General features: G+C 34.0%; 22 protein-coding genes and 1 riboswitch. Of the genes, 5 read left to right on the plus strand and 17 right to left on the minus strand.

Going from position 1 to position 20,013, the window contains the following annotated elements; genetic code table 11:
- The first annotated feature begins 42 nt into the window (after positions 1 to 42).
- Positions 43 to 621, plus strand: coding sequence for a GNAT family N-acetyltransferase (locus AC0OM3_RS17840; RefSeq protein ID WP_000619539.1), 579 nt, complete (start codon positions 43 to 45; stop codon positions 619 to 621).
- 35 nt (positions 622 to 656) lie between these two features.
- On the opposite strand, the gene AC0OM3_RS17845 is transcribed toward AC0OM3_RS17840, so the two are convergent.
- Both AC0OM3_RS17845 and AC0OM3_RS17850 read right to left on the minus strand, forming a co-directional pair.
- On the minus strand, positions 657 to 1,259 hold the full coding sequence (locus AC0OM3_RS17845) for a histidine phosphatase family protein (RefSeq protein WP_000703095.1): 603 nt from the start codon (positions 1,257 to 1,259) through the stop codon (positions 657 to 659).
- An 88-nt stretch (positions 1,260 to 1,347) separates the two neighbouring features.
- The gene (locus AC0OM3_RS17850) at positions 1,348 to 1,530 is read right to left on the minus strand and encodes a hypothetical protein (protein WP_002004691.1); all 183 of its coding nucleotides are present in this window, start codon (positions 1,528 to 1,530) and stop codon (positions 1,348 to 1,350) included.
- Between the two features lie 233 nt (positions 1,531 to 1,763).
- On the opposite strand from AC0OM3_RS17850, the gene AC0OM3_RS17855 reads away from it, so the two are divergent.
- A complete protein-coding gene (locus tag AC0OM3_RS17855; RefSeq protein ID WP_001165082.1) occupies positions 1,764 to 1,949 on the plus strand; it encodes a YkvS family protein in 186 nt (61 codons plus the stop codon).
- Positions 1,950 to 1,997: 48 nt separating this feature from the next.
- Here the strand turns inward: AC0OM3_RS17855 and queF are convergent, their stop codons facing one another.
- Genes queF through queC form a run of 4 tightly spaced genes read right to left on the minus strand, consistent with a single transcriptional unit; the run spans position 1,998 to position 4,377 of the window.
- Complete coding sequence (gene queF, locus AC0OM3_RS17860) at positions 1,998 to 2,495, minus strand: preQ(1) synthase (RefSeq protein WP_002163902.1); 498 nt, start codon at positions 2,493 to 2,495, stop codon at positions 1,998 to 2,000.
- A gap of 19 nt (positions 2,496 to 2,514) precedes the next feature.
- A complete protein-coding gene (queE, locus tag AC0OM3_RS17865; RefSeq protein ID WP_000036275.1) occupies positions 2,515 to 3,231 on the minus strand; it encodes a 7-carboxy-7-deazaguanine synthase QueE in 717 nt (238 codons plus the stop codon).
- Positions 3,224 to 3,715, minus strand: coding sequence for a 6-carboxytetrahydropterin synthase QueD (queD, locus tag AC0OM3_RS17870; RefSeq protein ID WP_000368409.1), 492 nt, complete (start codon positions 3,713 to 3,715; stop codon positions 3,224 to 3,226). The genes queE and queD overlap by 8 nt, the downstream gene beginning before the upstream one ends.
- Positions 3,715 to 4,377: a 7-cyano-7-deazaguanine synthase QueC gene (gene queC, locus AC0OM3_RS17875; protein WP_000711595.1), complete on the minus strand. Its 663-nt coding sequence runs from the start codon at positions 4,375 to 4,377 to the stop codon at positions 3,715 to 3,717. Before queC ends, queD begins: the two co-directional genes overlap by 1 nt.
- 93 nt (positions 4,378 to 4,470) lie before the next feature.
- Positions 4,471 to 4,514, minus strand: a riboswitch (PreQ1 riboswitch).
- Positions 4,515 to 4,720: 206 nt separating this feature from the next.
- On the opposite strand from queC, the gene kinB reads away from it, so the two are divergent.
- Entirely contained in the window at positions 4,721 to 5,929 is a 1,209-nt protein-coding gene (gene kinB, locus AC0OM3_RS17880; protein ID WP_002163901.1) for a sporulation sensor histidine kinase KinB, read from the plus strand.
- A gap of 11 nt (positions 5,930 to 5,940) precedes the next feature.
- Here the strand turns inward: kinB and AC0OM3_RS17885 are convergent, their stop codons facing one another.
- The 4 genes from AC0OM3_RS17885 to AC0OM3_RS17900 form a co-directional block, all read right to left on the minus strand.
- Complete coding sequence (locus AC0OM3_RS17885; RefSeq protein ID WP_000038355.1) at positions 5,941 to 6,057, minus strand: DUF6254 family protein; 117 nt, start codon at positions 6,055 to 6,057, stop codon at positions 5,941 to 5,943.
- 101 nt (positions 6,058 to 6,158) lie between these two features.
- Complete coding sequence (locus AC0OM3_RS17890) at positions 6,159 to 6,692, minus strand: DinB family protein (protein ID WP_000941971.1); 534 nt, start codon at positions 6,690 to 6,692, stop codon at positions 6,159 to 6,161.
- A gap of 137 nt (positions 6,693 to 6,829) precedes the next feature.
- A complete protein-coding gene (locus AC0OM3_RS17895; RefSeq protein WP_000008580.1) occupies positions 6,830 to 8,524 on the minus strand; it encodes a M3 family oligoendopeptidase in 1,695 nt (564 codons plus the stop codon).
- Positions 8,525 to 8,680: 156 nt separating this feature from the next.
- The gene (locus AC0OM3_RS17900) at positions 8,681 to 9,127 is read right to left on the minus strand and encodes a MarR family winged helix-turn-helix transcriptional regulator (RefSeq protein ID WP_000203347.1); all 447 of its coding nucleotides are present in this window, start codon (positions 9,125 to 9,127) and stop codon (positions 8,681 to 8,683) included.
- Positions 9,128 to 9,322: 195 nt separating this feature from the next.
- Between AC0OM3_RS17900 and AC0OM3_RS17905 the strand changes: the two genes are divergently transcribed.
- Positions 9,323 to 10,819, plus strand: coding sequence for a DUF3149 domain-containing protein (locus tag AC0OM3_RS17905; protein WP_000865055.1), 1,497 nt, complete (start codon positions 9,323 to 9,325; stop codon positions 10,817 to 10,819).
- A 29-nt stretch (positions 10,820 to 10,848) separates the two neighbouring features.
- Here AC0OM3_RS17905 and AC0OM3_RS17910 read toward each other — a convergent pair whose 3' ends face one another.
- Complete coding sequence (locus AC0OM3_RS17910) at positions 10,849 to 11,130, minus strand: aspartyl-phosphate phosphatase Spo0E family protein (protein ID WP_000495534.1); 282 nt, start codon at positions 11,128 to 11,130, stop codon at positions 10,849 to 10,851.
- Positions 11,131 to 11,604: 474 nt separating this feature from the next.
- Between AC0OM3_RS17910 and AC0OM3_RS17915 the strand changes: the two genes are divergently transcribed.
- Complete coding sequence (locus AC0OM3_RS17915; protein WP_001234108.1) at positions 11,605 to 12,375, plus strand: divergent polysaccharide deacetylase family protein; 771 nt, start codon at positions 11,605 to 11,607, stop codon at positions 12,373 to 12,375.
- A gap of 184 nt (positions 12,376 to 12,559) precedes the next feature.
- Here AC0OM3_RS17915 and cbpA read toward each other — a convergent pair whose 3' ends face one another.
- The 6 genes from cbpA to phnW form a co-directional block, all read right to left on the minus strand.
- The gene (cbpA, locus tag AC0OM3_RS17920) at positions 12,560 to 13,183 is read right to left on the minus strand and encodes a cyclic di-AMP binding protein CbpA (protein ID WP_001264205.1); all 624 of its coding nucleotides are present in this window, start codon (positions 13,181 to 13,183) and stop codon (positions 12,560 to 12,562) included.
- A 125-nt stretch (positions 13,184 to 13,308) separates the two neighbouring features.
- Entirely contained in the window at positions 13,309 to 13,938 is a 630-nt protein-coding gene (locus AC0OM3_RS17925; RefSeq protein WP_000896006.1) for a class II aldolase/adducin family protein, read from the minus strand.
- 246 nt (positions 13,939 to 14,184) lie between these two features.
- Positions 14,185 to 16,467 (minus strand): NEAT domain-containing leucine-rich repeat protein, encoded by a 2,283-nt coding sequence (locus AC0OM3_RS17930; protein WP_474212548.1) that lies wholly within the window; start codon positions 16,465 to 16,467, stop codon positions 14,185 to 14,187.
- A gap of 439 nt (positions 16,468 to 16,906) precedes the next feature.
- Entirely contained in the window at positions 16,907 to 17,689 is a 783-nt protein-coding gene (locus tag AC0OM3_RS17935) for a DeoR/GlpR family DNA-binding transcription regulator (protein ID WP_000117668.1), read from the minus strand.
- Positions 17,690 to 17,729: 40 nt separating this feature from the next.
- Positions 17,730 to 18,914, minus strand: coding sequence for a saccharopine dehydrogenase family protein (locus AC0OM3_RS17940; protein WP_000862177.1), 1,185 nt, complete (start codon positions 18,912 to 18,914; stop codon positions 17,730 to 17,732).
- Positions 18,911 to 20,008, minus strand: a complete 1,098-nt coding sequence (gene phnW / locus AC0OM3_RS17945) for a 2-aminoethylphosphonate--pyruvate transaminase (protein WP_001004777.1) — start codon at positions 20,006 to 20,008, stop codon at positions 18,911 to 18,913. The genes AC0OM3_RS17940 and phnW overlap by 4 nt, the downstream gene beginning before the upstream one ends.
- Positions 20,009 to 20,013 lie beyond the last annotated feature (5 nt).

Raw genomic sequence — 20,013 nt, forward strand, 5'->3', positions numbered from 1 at the left:
ACCGCTATGCTACAATATATGAATAGAACTAGGAGGGATACTATGATTCGGAAAGCAAAAAAGACAGATGCGAAACTGGTAGCACCTTTATTGTATAACGCTCTGCACGAAATTGCTGAAAAAATCACAGGTAGCACAGTTGAGACAGAAGTATTACTAGGACTTGAAACATGGTTCTCAAAAAAGAAAAATCGACTGAGCTATGAAAACTGTTTTGTATATGAGCAAGACGGGGGTGCAGTTGGAGTTATTGTCGCTTATCACGGTAGTGAAGCAACACAGCTTGACGCACCAATTGTACATCACTTAAGAGAATTACATAAAGATGAATCAATTACGTTAGAAAAAGAAGCTGAGCTTGATGAGTATTACATTGATACATTATCAGTTTCAAGTGCACACGGCGGAAAAGGTATCGGTTCTAAATTAATTGAAGCTGCCGAAATCTATGCAACTGAAAAAGGGCATGAAAAAATCGCTTTACTTGTTAATTTAGAAAACACACGCGCCTATTCATTATACGAAAAGTTAGGTTATAAAAAAGATGAAATTGTTATGCTAGTAGGCGAACCTTATGCTCATCTCGTAAAACCATTAAACGTCAAAATTTCTATATCTTAAAAAGAAAGCACACGATTTATATAAATCGTGTGCTTTTATGTTAAATTCGTATTTAATATATTTCCATCCATCGCCTCGTGAAACGTATATGTTGTACATCCCCATGGCTTTCTATGCAAAATAGGAGAACCAGACCATCCCATTGCCCTCAGCTCCGCTCCAATCATCGAATTAAAATAATTATGACCTACAAGAGCAATACTTCCATGTACGAGAGCATAACGATGTAACAGGTAAGCCGCTTGCCTTGCCCTCTCTCTTACTTCCTTATAGGACTCAACACCTTTATGGTAGCCAAGTATCCATAATGTTCGTCCAATGAACATCCATACCTTAATTTTGCATTTCAACCACTTCGGAGCAAAAAAGCATGAAGGGACTTCAGCTTCTCTAAAAAGAGAATTTTGCATAAAAGATAAAGAATCCGTTAATTCAGCTGCTGATTGTACAGCACGCCTTTGATCACTTGTTAAGACAAATTTCGCTGCTTCAATTGCCTCTATTGTTTCTATCGGCATTTTAGCTTTTTGTATCATTGACTCGGAATCATACTGTTTCATCCATTCGTGAAATGAAGTAATTGTCATCGGTTCTCTTATACGACCTAAACAACCATGACGAATAAAAGAAATCTTCATTCTCTTCACTCTCCATTCATCACTTACGAACTTTATTATGCACTAGTTCTAAACATCATACCACGCAAGAAAATAAAGTTATATACCTTTACATCTCCCCACCACTATCATGTGTTATCGAAGCATGGATACCATCCATCCCATCAAAATATGTACTCGTATCATATTGACGAATCTTTTTTAAATGCATATAAGAAAATAAAAATAAAATTAAAGCTATAACACTCCCCACAAATTCAAACATCATTTTACCGCCTCTAATTTCTCCCACTTCAGTAGGTTATTCTACTTTTTCATTATACCTCGATATAAAGATTCCCGCATTTTCGCTATTTTTTTCAAATAGCATGGATTTTTTACATATTTTCTTACAAAAAGTGAATATTTTTCGATTTTTTACTTTGGAAACATTTACAAAGTAGGAAATATGGTTCAAAATAGGAGGAAATAAAAAAACCCAAATTTATTCTTTTTTTGGGAAAACTGTAACAAGGAGAGTTGCTTATGCAGATCGCAGAAACTGGAGATATAATCGAATTTAAAGGTGGAATGCAAGGCCGTGTTCAAAAAGTAAATCAAAACTCTGTTATTGTTGATATAACAATTATGAAGAATTTTAGAGAACTAGATATGGAACCTCTTACAGTTGTAAGTCATAAAAACTATACTGTCATTAATCAAAATGCATAATATAATAGAAAGAAAGGGCCTGTATAGTATACAGGCCCTTTCTTTCTATTAACGATTATCAATTGTTTCCGGATATAGATCGTGGTTCATCATGCGGTAGTCAGCCATTTGTTCATACTTCGTCCCTGGGCGACCGTAGTTGCAGTATGGATCAATTGAAATGCCACCACGTGGTGTAAATTTCCCCCATACCTCAATGTAACGTGGATCCATTAATTTAATTAAGTCGTTCATAATAACGTTCATGCAATCTTCGTGGAAATCACCATGATTGCGGAAACTAAATAAATACAACTTTAAAGATTTACTCTCTACCATTTTTTGCTCTGGAATATAGCTAATATAAATTGTTGCAAAATCTGGTTGTCCTGTTTTCGGGCATAAACTTGTAAATTCAGGACAATTGAATTTTACAAAATAATCACGATTTGGATGATTATTATCAAATACCTCTAATATTTCTGGGCTATATTCAAATAAATATTTTGTATTTTGATTTCCTAATAATGTTACATCTTTTAAATCTTCATCTAATCTTCCTGCCATTTTTAAACATCCCTTCTCATTATACACCGCGTTTATTTCCCCATACTAACGCATGAAGCTGAGGCAATACTTTTGCATCATTCATCTCTTTACAATTTACAGCTTTATCAATCAGCCACTCATACTTATCTAATAATTTTTTAATAAGCATCGCATCATCCACTGTTTTTGTATCATCGTTTCCTACTTGCAAGAAAAATGGTACCTTTGGATAACGTTCGTGCATCTTAACTGCATATTCAAAATCATAATCATCGAATACTACTACTTTTAAACTAATATCTTTTCCTGCTAGTTTCTGAATCATAGCATCTAACTTCTGAAAATCTGTTTTCATCGTCGAACTTGGTGGTTTTGGCGAAATTGTTACCTCATCAATTTCAAGTAACCAATCTTGCCACTTACTCCCTTGTGTTTCAATTGCCGTTCGCATTCCATTTTCTTTTAATATAGAAAGAAGAAACTCAATATTTTTCAGTAATGCCGGATTTCCACCTGAAATCGTAACATGAGAAAAATTTTCTCCTCCAATTGCAACAAGCTCACTCCAAATATCTTCTGCTGTCATCTGTCTAATTTGATCTTTAGCTGATCCATCCCACGTAAAAGCAGAATCACACCAAGCGCAGCTATAATCACAACCAGCTGTACGGATAAACATTGTCTTTTGCCCTACAACCATTCCTTCACCTTGAATAGTCGGACCGAATATTTCTAAGACAGGGATTTTACTCATCGAGCATCCACTCCCGTCTTACTTCCGCATAACTAGTCGGTGTCTCAAATAGACGAACGAATTCAACGCGAGCTCCCTTATATTCGTTCACACGATTCTCTTTTGTTAGTGCTTCTGCCATCTTTTCATAAATCCAAACGACCATATTTTCAGCAGTCGTATTCATTGCTGGTAACGTTTCGTTTAAATAACGATGATCTAAATGAATTTCTATTTCATTTTTCCAAATTTCTTTTATATCTCCAAAGTCAATTGCAAGACCTATTTCATTTACATATCCACTAATTCCAAATACAACTTTATATGTGTGACCATGTAAGTTTTTACATTTCCCTTCATAACAGTGTAAATGGTGTGCTGCATCAAATGTAAATTCCTTACTGACCATTACTCTTTTATTATGATATTTGAGTTGTTTACGCTGAATATCCTTGTCCATTTTTTGCAAATTCTCTACGATGCGAAATCCAAAAAAGTTATCCATTAGTTGTTCGCTCCTTCGCGTTCTTGCAGATACGTATCTAATCCTGCTTTACGAAGTTGACATGCTGGACATTCACCGCAACCATCACCAATGATTCCGTTATAACATGTTAATGTTTTTTCTCGAACAAACTCAAATGCTCCAAGTTCATCTGATAATTTCCATGTTTCAGCTTTATCAATCCACATAAGTGGCGTGTGAATGACAAACGGATAATCCATAGATAAATTTAATGTAACATTTAACGATTTCACAAACACGTCACGGCAGTCTGGATAACCGCTGAAATCAGTTTCACATACACCCGTTACAATATGACGTGCTCCCACTTGTTTTGCTAATACAGCAGCAAATGATAAGAAGAGTAAATTTCGTCCATCTACAAATGTCGATGGCAATTCACCTTCTTCATGTGTAATCTCCATATCCGTTCTCGTTAACGCATTTGGAGCAAGTTGATTTAATAGACTCATATCTAGTACCGTATGCTTTATTCCTAGCTCTTTCGCAATTTCCGCTGCACAATCAATTTCTAGCTTATGACGTTGATTGTAATTAAACGTTACAGCTTCTACCTCTGCAAACTGCTCTATTGCCCAAAATAAACATGTTGTACTATCTTGTCCTCCACTAAAAACAACAACTGCTTTTTCTTTTTTCATTACACTCATTCTCCTTCTCTACTATAAATAAGAAGAAAGAACGTTCTTGAACTGTCACAATAAAAAAACAAAACAATACCTAAGGATATTGTTGTTTCCATAGTTTTTTATAGAGGGAGTTCGCGAACCTCTCCCGCGCGGTGCACGGAATTTCTTCTTTCATTGACACAGCTTATTGTAACATATTGTATACTAGCGTAAAAATTTCTGATTTTTCGGTTATTTTTCATTTCATTTCTTTCATTTTATAGTATGATTAATTTAATATAAGAAGAGAGGGGGCATCCCACTGAAATCCTTTATTATTTATCTCTTTTTAAATATATTATTCATCCTGATTACAATGCTCGTATATCATTTATTTTGGAATCAAAAAGGGAAACGCTCTCCTAAATTAAATTCAGCTATATTTATTGTACTCTGTTGCCTCGCTACCGTACTCTGTATTACATTTGCAGCAAAAATAAATAATGGTTTTCAATTTGATATGCGCCATATTGTATTAATTGTCGGTACATTAACGGGAGGGCCTATTGCTGGTGGTTCTATCTTAGTTGTATTAAACATATATCGCTTATTATTAGGTGGGGTAGGTGTTTTCCCATCTCTTATCGGTTCTGTTCTTCTATTTATTGTTCTACTATTAACATATAAATTTTTCAATCGAACTTCTAATCGTATAAAAATAACACTTGCTATTATCTACAGTCTCACATACGGATTTAGTTGGATACCCTTCTTCCTTTCCAAGGTTACAAATAAGACTGATTATATACCGCATATTATTGTGTATGAGTTATGTTCAATGCTTGGTACAATCCTAATTTTATATTTACTACACATATTACAAACTCAAGTTCGTCTCCAAAACGAACTTATAAATGCTGAAAAGTTTCATTTAATTGGTGAAATGGCAGCATCTATCTCTCATGAAATTCGCAATCCATTAACTTCAACGAAAGGGTTTTTACAACTGTTACAATCAGATACATGCACTGAGCAGGAACGAAAATTATATATTGACATTGCCATTAACGGCATCGAACAAGCAAATCATGTTCTTACAGATTATTTAACCTTTGCCAAACCTAGCATTGAAAAAGAGCAAACATTACAGTTAGAAGAAGAATTACTACATGCATTGTCGTTAATTACACCGCTTGCTAATTTAACAAATGTACGTACTCATTATATAAAGCAAAGCACTTCTTTTTTTATCGCTGGAGAAAAGCAAAAACTAAATCAATGTTTATTAAATATTTTAAAAAATTGCATTGAGGCTATGCCAAAAGGCGGTGATCTTTATTTCACATTAGTTCCTGATCATAAGCATATTCAGTTATATATAAAAGATACAGGAGTCGGTATGGATTCGGAACAAGTAAAACGTCTTGGCTCTCCTTTTTATTCAACGAAAGAAAAAGGCACTGGACTTGGAATGATGGTCGTATTCAGTGTTGTTCAAGCTATGAATGGAAAAATTGATATTATAAGTGAAAAAGGAATCGGTACAACCTTTTTATTAACGTTTCCACTCATACAAAAAACGTGATGAAATACTCATCACGTTTTTTCTGTTCCTTCAACTAATTCAGCAAAAGCTTTCACTTTTCCGTGTGGTTGTTGATTTTCTTTACGTGCTTTCCAGGCGCGCTCTTCTTCTCGCTTCTTCTTAGACATGTTTTTTCAACTCCTTCTTTTCTTTCTCCATGTAGTATTCCAAAATAAGAAAGAAAACTATGCACGTATCAAAAAAGAAGTGGTTTCCCACTTCTTCCACTTTAGCGCTGCAAAATTGCATGTTTCGCCTCTTTTAACTGCGTAAGATGTCTTTGTTCATGCAAATCAAGAAATTGAACCCATTGATACAAATTCAGATCATTAAAAACAGGATGCTTTAATCCATTTTCAAATAGATCTTTTTCATCTATAACACTATGAAGTGCGTGTAATAGTTCTTGTCGTGAATGTTCTAGCAATTGAATTCCTTGCTGTTTTTTCATTAAAGTTTCTGTTGGTTGCATTTGCTGAGGAGCTTCTCGTTTATGTGTGCGATCAAGCGTAAGTTGGAGGTCTTTAAATGGAGTCATGTTTCTTTCATTTTTTTGTAAAGCATATACAAGGGCAGACGTGACAGATTGTTCAACTAAATGCAAGTGGTGTAAAATTTGAATAATACTCCATTTATCACGGCGTGGCTTTACATTCACTTCGGTGTCATTTAACATTTCAATTTCTGATAATAGCGTGCTTCGAGTAGACTGTAATGAGTTTACTAAACTTTCTAAACTTACATCCATATTAGATTGAAGCATACTTGTTCCCCCCTTTTGTTGGTCAAAAGAGGTGCTCCTTATTAGAAACACCTCTTTAGTATTCTGAATTTTCTTTTATTATCTCATCATTTTCCCATTATGTCGATGTTAAACATGTGAAAAAAAGTGCATGTTTTTTACAATTTTGTGTCGTCAATCGCATGTAACCATGCTTCAATTTCTGTAATAACACTTTTCACACAGCCTTCGGCAAATGGTGATGTTAAATTTGCAACTTCTACTAATTCTAAGAACGATTTACTTCCACCTTGTTGGCACAGATTCACATAATCTTCCCACGCCTCTTGTCTATTATCTCTTGCACGTTTCCAAAATTGTAGCGCACAAATTTGAGCAAGCGTGTAATCAATATAATAGAACGGTGAGCTATAAATATGCCCTTGACGTTGCCAAAAACCACCGCGCTCTAAATAATCATTATCCTCATAATCACGATGTGGTAAATATTTCTTCTCTATGTTACGCCATGCTGTCTTACGCTCTTCAGGTGATGCTTCAGGATTTTCATATACATAATGTTGATATTCATCAACAGATACACCATAAGGTAAAAACAGAAGTGCTGAACTTAAGTGAGAGAAGTAATATTTATCTGCATCTTCTTCAAAGAATAGCTTCATCCATGGCCATGTAAAGAATTCCATACTCATAGAGTGAATTTCACATGCCTCATATGTTGGCCAATTATATTCTGGAATTTCAAATTTACGACTTTCATATACTTGAAAAGCATGACCCGCTTCATGTGTTAATACATCAATGTCACCAGATGTTCCATTGAAGTTTGAGAAAATAAATGGCGCTTTATAATTCTCAATATATGTACAATATCCGCCACCAGCTTTTCCTTTTTTCGCAACTAAATCTAATAAATCATTATCTAGCATGAAATTGAAAAATTCATCTGTTTCAGCCGATAACTCTTTATACATTGTCTTTCCATGATCAACAATCCAATCCGCATCTCCTTTTGGAGTTGGGTTACCTGTAGCAAACTCATAGTTTTCGTCGTAATAAGCTAACTTCTCTACACCGATACGTGCTTGTTGTCGCTTTCTTAATTCCGTTGTAACGGGAACGATATAATCCAGCACTTGCTGACGGTAATTAGCCACCATCTCCGCATTATAATCTGTACGGTACATTCTTGCATATCCAAGTTCAACAAAGTTTTTGAAACCTAAAGATTTTGCGATTTTCGTTCTCACTTTAACAAGTTCATCATAAATACGATCTAGTTCTTCCTCATTTCCAGCTAAAAATCCGTAGTATGCTTCACTTGCTGCTTTACGTTCGCTTCTTTCTTTTCCTTGCATAAACGGAATCAGTTGCGATAACGTTCTTTCTTCTCCAGCAAAGTCAATTTTTGCAGATGCTAATAACTGTGTATATTGCGATGATAATTTATTTTCTAATTGTAAATCTTTCACGACTTCATCTGAATATGTTTTTAAATCACATTCTGCTAGAGCAAATAATTGTTTTCCATAATACGCCTCTAATTCTTCACGAAATGGAGAATTAATGAGTGCCTTATAATATTTTGTACCATATCCTTGTACAACTGGAGAGAATTCATCAAAGAAATCCTGCTCCTCCTTATAAAAAGTATCCGTCGTATCAACAGAATGGCGAATGTAACAAAGGTTTCCCATTGTACCGAAATCGTTGCGAATTTCATTAATTGAATGAATGACTTGTTTTTGTTCTTCTACAGTTTTTGCGTTATCAAACTTCTCTAAAGCAACAGTAAATTTCTCTTTTAACTCTTCAATATTTGGGCGTTTATATTCATAGTCTTTAAATGACATGAACGAGCCTCCTCTCCATTACATACCTTTATTATAATTCAATACGTATTCTCGAATTCCCTCTTAATTTTCAACAAAATTCGGCAGTGACTGCCCTGAGTTCATTGCAAATAAAAAAGCCTTGGATTTACTTATCCAAAGCTCCTTTGGAACATATTATTTTTCATACTTCCCAATTTTTTTTAATAAATCAAGTAATTCATCTTTTTCATCTTTCGTTAACATTTCAAAAGACTGATGTATAACTTTCTCATGCCCCGGAAAAATAGAAGCAATAAAGGTCTCGCCAGACTCAGTTAATTGCGCGTAAATAACACGTCTGTCATTCGGACATGGGATTCTCTTTACTAATCCCTTTTTCTCCAGCTTATCTACAACATATGTAATGCTGCCACTAGCTATTAAAATGCGCTCACCAATTTGCTGAAGTGGTTGACCGCCTTTATGATATAGCAGTTCTAATACAGCAAATTCAGTTGGATTTAACCCGTTACTTTGTATAGATTTATTTGTAGTATCCATAACAGAACGATGTACACGAGATAATGCAATAAATACTTTTAAAGATTGAGAAATATCTTCTCGTTCATTATTTGATGTCATACAACTTTCAACCCTTCACTTAAATTCTCAGCAATAAAAAGAAAATGCCACTTCATACTTCATGTGAATTCCGAATGAACATTCACTCATTCATTTCCTCTCCCCTAATATATTAAGAATCATTCTTGAATAAAAACATGACAATTTTAACATAGTTTATATATAATGATAATAAAAAAAGAAGGAGTACCACATTTGAAAGTCAAATTCCAAAGCATAATTATATATATATTGCTTGTTATCCTACCGACAATAGGGATTGGTGCTACATTTTATTCGTATCATACATATAAAATGAAACAGGAAAACAAATTATCCGCTCATACAGTTCTCTTTTTATATAGAGATTATTTGGATCATCATCTTGGTGAAGCAATTTCTGCTTTAGACATGCTTGCAAAAGTTGTAGGCACCGAGACTGGTAATATAAATGGCATTAAACAAATTGTACATGATACAGATGGAAACGATGCACGCTTTTCTGGTCTATATTACGCTACACCAGAAGGAGTCATTACAATCGCATCTGAAGATGAATCAAAGCCTATAGATGTTTCAGACCGTAAATATATTCAAGACGTGCTCCAAACTAAAAAAACCACTGTATCATCAGTCATTACTGATCGCGTTCTTGGACATAAAGCTATTATGATTGCTGCTCCCATATTTAATAAACAGAAGGAGCTCTCAGGATTATTATTAGCTAGTTTACGCTTTGATTACATTTCATCTTCTTTAAATGCCATTAAACCACAATACCATTTTGAGGTAACTGATAAACATGATGTAGTTTTTCTAACCGATGATAATAACGACACAAGTGATACGCATTCTAATATGCTTACTACCCCACTCCAAAGATTAAATTGGAAGGTCTCTGTTTCTCCATTACCTATTCATCAAAAAACCTTATACCAGTGGGTTACAATAGAGTGTATCGCTACTTTATTTTTAATGTCTATTTTATTTTTACTTGTTCAATACATGTTGTTAAAACGTCAAACAAAACTTGAAAGACAACAAAATGAACTACAGAAAATTGAATTAGTTGGAACTTTTGCAGCGAGTACAGCACACGAAATCCGTAATCCTCTTACTGGAATTAAAGGACTCGTCGCTCTATTAAAAGAGAAATATAAAGATGAGCAAGATCAGTTCTACTTTTCCGTAATTGAACAAGAAATAGAGCGAATCAATGAAATTGTAAGTGAATTTCTTATTCTCGGAAAGCCAACCGCCATCATCGAACAAACATATGATGTAAGAACAATTCTAAATGAGATAGCATTAATTATTCAATCTGAGGCGAATTTACATAACATTGTATTCCATTTACATTTGCCAGACCATCCTGTTCATATCCGTTGTTCGAAAGACCATATGAAACAAGTGGTTTTAAACATTACAAAAAATGCAATTGAGGCCATGACTTCTAGTGATACACTAACCATTGTAGTAAAAAACAATGAAACACACGCACAATTGCAGATTACAGATACTGGAAAAGGGATTCCGCAACATATTCAAAAACACCTCTTTCATCCGTTCTTTACTAATAAAGATACTGGAACAGGTCTTGGACTTGTCATATGTAAACGAATTGTAGAGATGTATAATGGGCATATTTTTATTGACAGTACAGAAAACGAAGGAACGACAGTTCATATCGAAATTCCGTTACACATAGTATAATTATCCTTATCCTATAAGGGTAATTATACTTATTTCATAAAACCAGCCACAAGCATTCGCCAAAAATTATTTGATTTTCCTTCATACCCGATTTGGAAAATAGGTATTTTTATAATTGAAAACCATTTCGGTGTTTGTTTGTCTTTATAACATTGATATTGTAAAATAAGCTTGTCCAATTCTTGACTAACTTGAATTGTCTCCCTACTATTTAACCCACTTGTTAATCCTAGTTGAATCATTTCTTCACGTTTCATATGAATATCACGTGAAAGCTTTTCTAATGTGTACTTCCTTTTTACAGTAAACATCCATATCCCCCTTATTATACTTCCATGCTCTTAACTTCACTTCTCCATTGACTTTTTTAACTACTTAATCATATGCAAATTTGAAGAATCAGAAATTTTAACATTTTCTCCCTGTAATTTACAAATCTTTACCCTCACTTTGAGAATTATTACAAATTATTCTATCTTTGTAAATACATTCGCAATAATAGACATTTTTTTCATCTTGTTTTTTTATAAATTCTACGTAAACCGGGGATTCTTAATTTTCCACCTACTTTTCTTCGACATTTTTTGTTTAATTTATATAAAAAAGCAAAACATAATGATGATTGATAAAGTGAAACTTTAATCAGTGTTTTTTGTTCAGCCCCCACTGATTATTAGCATTCACCAATCGGGTAGGCAGTGAATCTCCCACCTATCCAGCCCAATGTTGAGGTGGGAGTCTTACTACCACAAATAGCGGGATAACAATAGAAAGGAAATATTTATATGCGAAAATATACGATTGCATTATTCATCATTGTTTTGTTTTTACCGTCCTTCTTATTTCCTATTCAAGCAAATGCTCATACGAATAAAGTTGCTATTGTCATTGATGATTTCGGTAATAATATGAAGGGGACTAATCAAATGTTATCACTTCCCATTCCACTCACTGTTGCTGTTATGCCTTTTCTTCCTTCCACAAAAGAAGATGCAATAGCTGCCCATAAGAAAGGCCATGAAGTTATTATACATATGCCAATGGAACCTATAAAAGGCAAAAAAGAATGGCTTGGGCCGAAAGCAATTACAACTGATTTAAGTGATGAAGAAATAAACAACCGACTTGAACAAGCGATTCAAGAAGTACCGCATGCAATTGGAATGAACAATCATATGGGCTCAAAAGTAACAGCGGATGAAAGAATTGTTCGCCTTATACTTGCTGCTTGTAAAAAACACGGTTTATTTTACTTAGATAGTAAAACTAACCCTAATAGTGTCGTCCCAAAAATCGGAAAAGAATTAGGAGTTCCTATTATTGAAAACCAACTATTTTTTGATGATGTGTATACAGCAAGGCATATTTCAAAACAAGCCCAATTACTCATCAAAAAAATTCAAGAAAAACCTATTATGGTAGCTATCGGGCATGTGGGTCCTCCAGGTGAAATTACATCACGCGTTATTGAAACTTCTATCCCTAAAATTCGTGAGCATGCAGACTTTATTTTCTTATCTGATCTAGCATTATCCCCGCCTCCTGTTTCAAAATAAAGTTCATTACTCACATAAAGTGAAACTTTAATTAGCCCTCACCAATCGGGCTTTTACGGGCAACACCCGCCCACCTAACTTCTTTGCTTTCACCAAATTTTGAGACATGGATTTTACTGCCCACAAATAGCGGGACAAAAAAGTACCTATCTATATATAACAGATAGGTACTTTTCTTTTTAACTTAAATATAATCTACGTGACTCACTCTGAATCCTTTTTTCTCTATTTTTCCGATTAATTGCTTTAATTTTGTTTCATCTAACTCATCTGATATATTTACAATAACGCGGCGGATATATTGATCACCGTTATCTAGCGTAAATAGGCCACCAATATTATATGCTTTTAACAATGTACCAAGCTCTTTAATCGTTCCTTTACAATCTTGTGTTGCAATTGTTAATATATAACCACCTGTTCGCATACCAAATGAATCTTCAATAACATCAAATATATTCGAATGCGTTAACATACCAACAAATTCATTATAATCATTTAGCACGGCTAAAAACGGAAGCCGACGAATTACATAAAAAGCTCTGAAGAAGGAATCCTTTTCAAAAATAAATGCATTAGAATCAGCGAGCATATCTCCTGCACTTACATGCTCTAATCCGCTATTGCATTTTTTTTCTAATAAATCTACTTTATAAATAATCCCCGTGAATTTCTTCTCATCTTCTGCTAATACTGGGATGGCTCGAAATCCCGTTTCGTTCATCATTTGCAGTGCCTCTTCACCAGAATCATTTATCTTGCAAAATGTTACTTGCTGTTTTGGCAGAAAATGATATTTAACTCGCAAAATATGTTCCTCCTTACATGTCAACATGTAATCTATATATAATAAGGAGACCTATATTTTATGAGTGAAATTATTTTTAAAACGCTTTCATTTATTATTAACTTGTAGCCATGTCACATCCATTTTTATATAACAGAGCTCCTTGCACCCTTAATCATTAATAACTTTACATGATAGTTCATTAAATATTCTATACCCTCTAACCATTTTTTCGCTTCTTCTGGCGTTTTTCCCCACACAATCATGCCATAATTATGAACAAGAACTACCCCTCCACCTTCAATGAAATTCGGAACATTGCTTTCTAATAAATCAGCGAATTTTTTTTCATCTTCTACAATTGGAATTGTCATTTCTGTTATACCTTCTTTTCCGAAAACACGCTCCACACTGCGTTTATCGAACGTTACTTCTCCTTCTTCCCCATATAACTCTGATATTAAATGACTATCTACAGTCTGCACTTGTAAAATACATCCTGCACTACTTTTTTTATAAATATCCGCATGCATAAATGACTCTGCAGCTGGTTTTTCTTCATTTTCAAATACTGACTCGCACATGCAATTTACGACAATAAAATCTTCTTCCGAAAATAGCCCTTTATCTCTTCCCTCAACGTTTACTAAAAATGTTAACGGCTCTTTTGACGTACATAGCGATAAGCTAATTTTGGTACCATAAAACCAATCACGAAGTGCCAATTCAGATTTCACATCTTTTAATTCATTCCATTTCTTCAGAAAAAATAACATTTCGTCACCCCCGGCATAATATTCATATAAGGTTCGAATCCTTTCTATGTAAAAGGAGTATTTTTTGATTATTCTAAAAATTTAATTGAATTATCACATGAGAACGCTTTTTTGTCAATATAGTTTCGTCGTTCTTCTTTAAAATAGGCTATTCATATGTCTATACTCCTATCTATTTCCTATTTCATTTTGTACATAAAAAATGCGCTATTCTTTAATTAAAGAATAGCGCATTCTCCTCATTTTTTATTTCTTTATTGCATTATATAAAAATTGCGCATATTGTTCACGTGTTACGAAATTATCTCCTAAAAAATTCCCTTCCCCGTCACCTTTTGATATTTTATTATCTACTAAAGCTTTCACATACCCTTTCGCCCAATGGTCATTTGGTATATCTTGAAAATTCTCTGTACTATTTTCATTTTCTTTTAACTGAAATACTCTTTGTAGTACTACTGACATTTCATATCGAGTTAATACTCCATCCGGACGGAACATACCATTTCCATATCCTGTCATAATTCCAGCTTGAACCACTGCATCAATAGCCGTTTCATACATATTTCCTTTCGTATCTGTAAATGCCGTTTTTGGTTCTAGATTATTTTCTAATTTTAAATACCTTTGTATTAGAAGTGCTACTTGTCCACGAGTAATGTTATCACCAAATCCAAATTCACCATTTCCATAGCCTATAAATAATTTTTCTTTCGCTAAGTAATTAATTGCTTCTTCTGACCAATGTCCCTTTGGTACATCTTTAAATTCTACCACTTCTGTTTTCTCATCTTCTTTAGATGTATTACCGTCTTTACTTTCTACTACATTTTGAATAACAGATCCTGTAAAGAAGATTCCTGTATCCGCGAATGGATCTTTCACACCAAATTCATATACTTTCTCACCTGGTGTACTCCATTTCACTACACCATTACTATACGTACCATTATCGCTCTTCAGACGGATTTTCGTAGAAACCTCACCATCTTTTTCATATACAGGTACTTTTACTTCTTTATTTACTTCTGTTTCCTCTAAAAATACTTTTTGATTTTGGACATTAATATAAGCCGTCTTACTTAGTTCTATAACTGGTCGGACATCACGGATTTCATTTGCAACAAAACTTAGAAATATTAATTTTTTCAAATTGCTAACTGGTGATAAGTCTGAAATATAATTCGCTTCTAAATCAAGCTTTTGTAAGTTTACTAAACTTGATAATGGAGTAATATCTTTTAATTCATTATTAGGTAAATCTAATTCTGTAAGCTGAGTCATTTTAGTAAGTGGTGTCACATCTTTAATTTGATTTTTCCCGACAAATAATTTATTTAATTGCTTCATTTCATCAATACCCGATAAATCTTTAACATTATTACGCGTTAATACTAAGTCTTTTAAAGGTAATGAATATAACGGTTTAATATCTTCAATTTGATTACCTGCTAAAGTTAAGTATGTTACATTTTTCAAAGCGCTTAATGGAGCAACGTTCTTAATTTTATTATTTGCTAAATTCAAGTAATCTAGTTGTTCCATTTTCGCTAATGCTGTTACATTTTCTATTTGGTTGCCTGATAGATATAAACTTTTTACATTTTTCATTTCAGTTAGTGGTGCAACGTTTGTAATTTTATTATTACTTAAATCAAGGGATTCTAAATTATCCATCTTAACAAGTGGCGTTACATCTGCAAATTCATTACCACGCAAAGCTAAATGATTTAATTGCTTTAAGTTCGCAAAGAACGACGGATCTTTTATCTTCGCATTCGCAACTGTTAAAGATTTTAAATTTGGCATATATTTTAATGCACTATAATCAAGTATCTCATTTGTATTTAAAAACAAATCCTTTACTTGTAATAACTCATCTTTCGTAATTGGTGTATTTAAATCTTTTCTATTAAATACTTTTTTATTAACAAGCTCTCTTAATTTGTTATCTGTTATCATATTTTGATTATCAACTGGATTATCCGTTTCCGTATTGCCTGAATTAGAGTTATCATCTGGTTTCTCTGTTTCTTTGTTACCTACAGTTGGATCTTTAATTTCAAATTGAACTTGATATTTGTGATCATATCCAATAGCCGGAATAAGTATATGCATTTGCATATTGTTCTTCTTCTCAAACTCGCCAATTTCAAATTGAACTACTTTCGTTCCATTCTTCCTCTTATCTTCTGACAAAACTTTCACATCATGAAATACACCTGGCTGGTTTCTATCTTCTATTCTAAGATATTGAAAATAATCGCTATCTTGCATTGTTACAGTGACAACTTTTTTGCCAGCTGCAATCGTTACTTTAGGATCTTTTATATATTGAGAAACCATAGATGGCTCGTCTTTTTGGTCCTTATATATTTTAATCTCAGTATCATACGTGCGATCACTCGCTGCTGCTACCGATTGATTTGCTTCAACTTTTAATGCCGCTAATGCTGGAGTAGAGTACGTAGCAAATGGAATTGCTAATGTTGTCGCTACTACTAGCGCCTTCATATAATTTTTTTTCAAAATAATATCCCCTATCATATATAATTTTCTTAATTGATAATACTTATCAATTACTCACAAATAAATGATAATGAATATCATTATCATTGTCAATGAGAATATTACATTAAATTTATATTTTTAAAGATAAAAATAAAAAAAACCCTTTATTCAAAGGGATTTTTTACCTATCGTATGAAGAATTTCACTTTTTTCCTTCTCATTGATGACACCGATTTTTTGCAAAATATTCGCGTACAATACAAGTTTATTATATATTCGTTCTGACATGTTCTCCCTTCTTTCCTTCGACCAACTTTTTTTGTATTGGTAAATTATATGAAAGAGGTGAGAAAATGTGTCCACTTTTTGCATAAATGCAAATCTTTTATTTTACGATTTGCAGACAATAAAACTCCTTCCTAAAAATTAGGCGGGTGTTTATGTGCTTTCACTGTATTTAACAAACTGTCCACTGAATATTATGCTTCATAAGTTCTTCTTCAAAGCTATATGGCATTTTTTTATCACAAATTACGTGTTGAATACGCGAAATTGCTGCTATACGATAATTCCCTTTCACGCCTACCTTCGTATGATCACATAAAATATATGTTTTCTCAGCTAATTTCATCATCGCCTCTGACAGTTTCGCCTTTTCCAATTCAAAACTAGAAACTCCAAAACTAGGTAATAATCCATCAATCGAAACAAATGCTTTATGAAAATGGAATTGCTGGATGACTTGCTGCGAAATAGATCCTGATACGCGTGAATGCTTTGGAGATACTTTCCCACCAATAAATAAAACTTCACCGTGAAACATCTTTTTATTAATAGAAGAAATTAATTGTGTCGCTACTGGAAATGAACTTGTTACAATCGTTAAATTTTTACGATGTACAAGATATGGCACCATTTGAAGTGGTGTACTTCCGTCATCAATTGCAATCACATCTCCATCTTCCACAAACGTTGCTGCTTTATACCCAATTCTCTTCTTCTCTTCTATATGCAGCATCTCTCGTTCTAACATTGGTGCCTCTACTCCAGCGCCTGGAAGTTGAACAGCTCCACCATACACTTTTTTCAGCTTCTTTTCACGATCTAATTCTTCTAAATATCGACGAATCGTTTCTGTTGATACAGCAAATTCTCTCGCTAATTCTGAAACCTTTACTTTCCCTTTAAATTCTACCTTTTCAAGAATGGTTCGCTTTCTTTCTTCTCCTACTACAGACATAGCTTCACCCCATTTATATCTCCCTCATAAACTTCCTTACTTATACAAAGTTATAATTTTCTTTGTAAGTAGCAACTTCTTCATGAATATGAATACCACGCTTTGCTAGCTCATCAAAAATCAATTGTGGATTTTCAAAGGCTTCTTCAGGCGTAACAACACCCACCCTATTTACATTTCCATTTGCAATTAACTCTGCAGCAATCCCAAATGGAATACCGACGTTTCTCGTATACGCTCTTAATTTTTCCCATCCTACAACAGAACCATCAGATAACGGGTGTGTATGATATAACACATGTCTTTGCTTCTCATTATTTTTCATACCTATTACTTCTACATGAAGTGCATATCCATAAAGCTCTGTTTCTTGTCCTTCTTTCGATTGTAATAAATACTGCGAAATACAATCCATAATACCTATTTCTTTCCCGTTTATTTCAATCTGATCATTACGCAATATGCCGTAATCATATAAAGCACGTACAAGTTGCATATTTTGCTTTGGCCAAGTTCCTCTCGTCTCTATCAGTTTGACACCTTTATTTTCTAGTGCCTTTGCTAACGTAATCGTTTCAGAATGCGGAATGATATACTGCGTTGCCTTACCATAAGGCGCTGGCAATTCTATTTCTCTCGGACGCGCAAACGGAAGTACTTGCTTAAATTCACCATCTTCATACACTATACGCGATGGTAAATGTGGATCATATTCATATGTCGTTGTCTCTGTAATTGAAGCAGAAAAAGCAATCGGACGATACGAACCGTGACTTACACGGACGGACTCTACAGTATCCAGTTGATTTGCTGCATGCATTGCCATCATTTGCGTTACACCTGGCGTCATGCCAAATCCAGGTAAACATGTTTTTTCATTTTGAACAAATATAGCATGCGATTCATTTTCTTCACCAAATCCATTTAAGTTCACACCGTGACAGCCTGCTTCTGCAATACAGCGAGTCGACAATCCGTTTAGTTTTATCGTCGTACCGTCCATTACAATGTCATAACCAATCATTTTTGCAACCGTATCCTCGTGATTCGTTACATCTACTTTTACAAAATCAACACGAGGGTCGTTGAGCCATTCTACTACTTTACGGCCCTCTACCTCGTTAAAATCAGCTACAGTAATCGTCTCAAAAGATGAAAATTGAACTAAATCCAAAATAGCTTCGCGACAAATTTTACCTGCTCCACCTAAGCAAAATACTTTCACCCAATAACAGCTCCTTTAGCAATACTATCAACTAAGCGATTAATATCTTCTTCATGTACATCACCGATATTTCCAATGCGAAACGTATCTACTTTCGAAATTTTTCCAGGGTAAATAACAAATCCATAACGCTTTAATTCGTTATATAACTGTTGAAACTCAAACCCCTCTTTTGGATAAATGAAAGATGTAATAATAGGAGATTGATATTCCTCATCTACTAGTGGCTTAAATCCGATTTCTCCCATTCTATTTACTAGTAGTTTTTGATTGTTGTAATATCGATTGTAACGCGCTCTTACTCCTCCCTCTTTTTCTAGTTCAAGTAGTGCTTGATAAAAAGCATGTACAACATGTGTAGGTGAAGTAAAACGCCATTTCCCATTTTGTTTTTCCATCGTTTCCCATTGATCATATAAATCAAGAGATAAAGAGCGTCCTTGCCCTTTACACTTCAATAATTCATCACGTTTTGCGATTACAAATCCGAATCCAGGAACCCCTTGAATACACTTATTCGCACTACTAATTAAAAAATCAATTTGTAAATCAGCAATGTCTATTTCAATCCCGCCGAAACTACTCATCGCATCAACAATTGTAACCTTTCCATACTGTTGTCCTAATTTACATACATCTACAATTGGATTTATAATTCCTGTCGTCGTTTCACAATGAACAACTGCAATATGTGTAATCTCTTTATCTTCTTGCAATAACTTTTCTACTTCTACAATATTAGTAGGTTCCCACTCTTCTGTTTGACTGATCACTACATCAATCTGTAACATCTCTGCCATTTGAACAATGCGCTTACCGTACGCACCATTTGTACAAACGAGGAGCTTCCCATTTCCCGGAATAACAGAACCAATTACTGCTTCAACTGAAAACGTACCGCTTCCTTGCATTAACACTGTTGTATATTTCTCTTCCTCCTTCGTCGCTAACGATACAAGTTTAGCTCTTACTTCTTGCACCATCGTATTATATTCATCATCCCACGTACACCAATCGTATAGCATAACTTCTTTTACTGATTTTGTTGTCGTTAATGGTCCTGGTGTTAATAATAAGTAGTGATTTTCATTCATGATCC

Source organism: Bacillus sp. FAU20 (assembly GCF_056033865.1).

What these genes read in the sequence shown, in the direction of transcription:
- AC0OM3_RS17885 (WP_000038355.1), bottom strand. Translation starts at nt 6,057, where the DNA reads ATGTCTAAGAAGAAGCGAGAAGAAGAGCGCGCCTGGAAAGCACGTAAA.
- AC0OM3_RS17915 (WP_001234108.1), top strand. Translation starts at nt 11,605, where the DNA reads ATGCGAAAATATACGATTGCATTATTCATCATTGTTTTGTTTTTACCG.
- AC0OM3_RS17855 (WP_001165082.1), top strand. Translation starts at nt 1,764, where the DNA reads ATGCAGATCGCAGAAACTGGAGATATAATCGAATTTAAAGGTGGAATG.
- phnW (WP_001004777.1), bottom strand. Translation starts at nt 20,008, where the DNA reads ATGAATGAAAATCACTACTTATTATTAACACCAGGACCATTAACGACA.
- AC0OM3_RS17925 (WP_000896006.1), bottom strand. Translation starts at nt 13,938, where the DNA reads ATGTTATTTTTTCTGAAGAAATGGAATGAATTAAAAGATGTGAAATCT.
- AC0OM3_RS17895 (WP_000008580.1), bottom strand. Translation starts at nt 8,524, where the DNA reads ATGTCATTTAAAGACTATGAATATAAACGCCCAAATATTGAAGAGTTA.
- queC (WP_000711595.1), bottom strand. Translation starts at nt 4,377, where the DNA reads ATGAAAAAAGAAAAAGCAGTTGTTGTTTTTAGTGGAGGACAAGATAGT.
- AC0OM3_RS17845 (WP_000703095.1), bottom strand. Translation starts at nt 1,259, where the DNA reads ATGAAGATTTCTTTTATTCGTCATGGTTGTTTAGGTCGTATAAGAGAA.
- AC0OM3_RS17840 (WP_000619539.1), top strand. Translation starts at nt 43, where the DNA reads ATGATTCGGAAAGCAAAAAAGACAGATGCGAAACTGGTAGCACCTTTA.
- AC0OM3_RS17935 (WP_000117668.1), bottom strand. Translation starts at nt 17,689, where the DNA reads ATGTCTGTAGTAGGAGAAGAAAGAAAGCGAACCATTCTTGAAAAGGTA.
- kinB (WP_002163901.1), top strand. Translation starts at nt 4,721, where the DNA reads ATGCTCGTATATCATTTATTTTGGAATCAAAAAGGGAAACGCTCTCCT.
- AC0OM3_RS17910 (WP_000495534.1), bottom strand. Translation starts at nt 11,130, where the DNA reads ATGTTTACTGTAAAAAGGAAGTACACATTAGAAAAGCTTTCACGTGAT.
- queD (WP_000368409.1), bottom strand. Translation starts at nt 3,715, where the DNA reads ATGGATAACTTTTTTGGATTTCGCATCGTAGAGAATTTGCAAAAAATG.
- AC0OM3_RS17900 (WP_000203347.1), bottom strand. Translation starts at nt 9,127, where the DNA reads ATGACATCAAATAATGAACGAGAAGATATTTCTCAATCTTTAAAAGTA.
- AC0OM3_RS17890 (WP_000941971.1), bottom strand. Translation starts at nt 6,692, where the DNA reads ATGCTTCAATCTAATATGGATGTAAGTTTAGAAAGTTTAGTAAACTCA.
- queF (WP_002163902.1), bottom strand. Translation starts at nt 2,495, where the DNA reads ATGGCAGGAAGATTAGATGAAGATTTAAAAGATGTAACATTATTAGGA.
- queE (WP_000036275.1), bottom strand. Translation starts at nt 3,231, where the DNA reads ATGAGTAAAATCCCTGTCTTAGAAATATTCGGTCCGACTATTCAAGGT.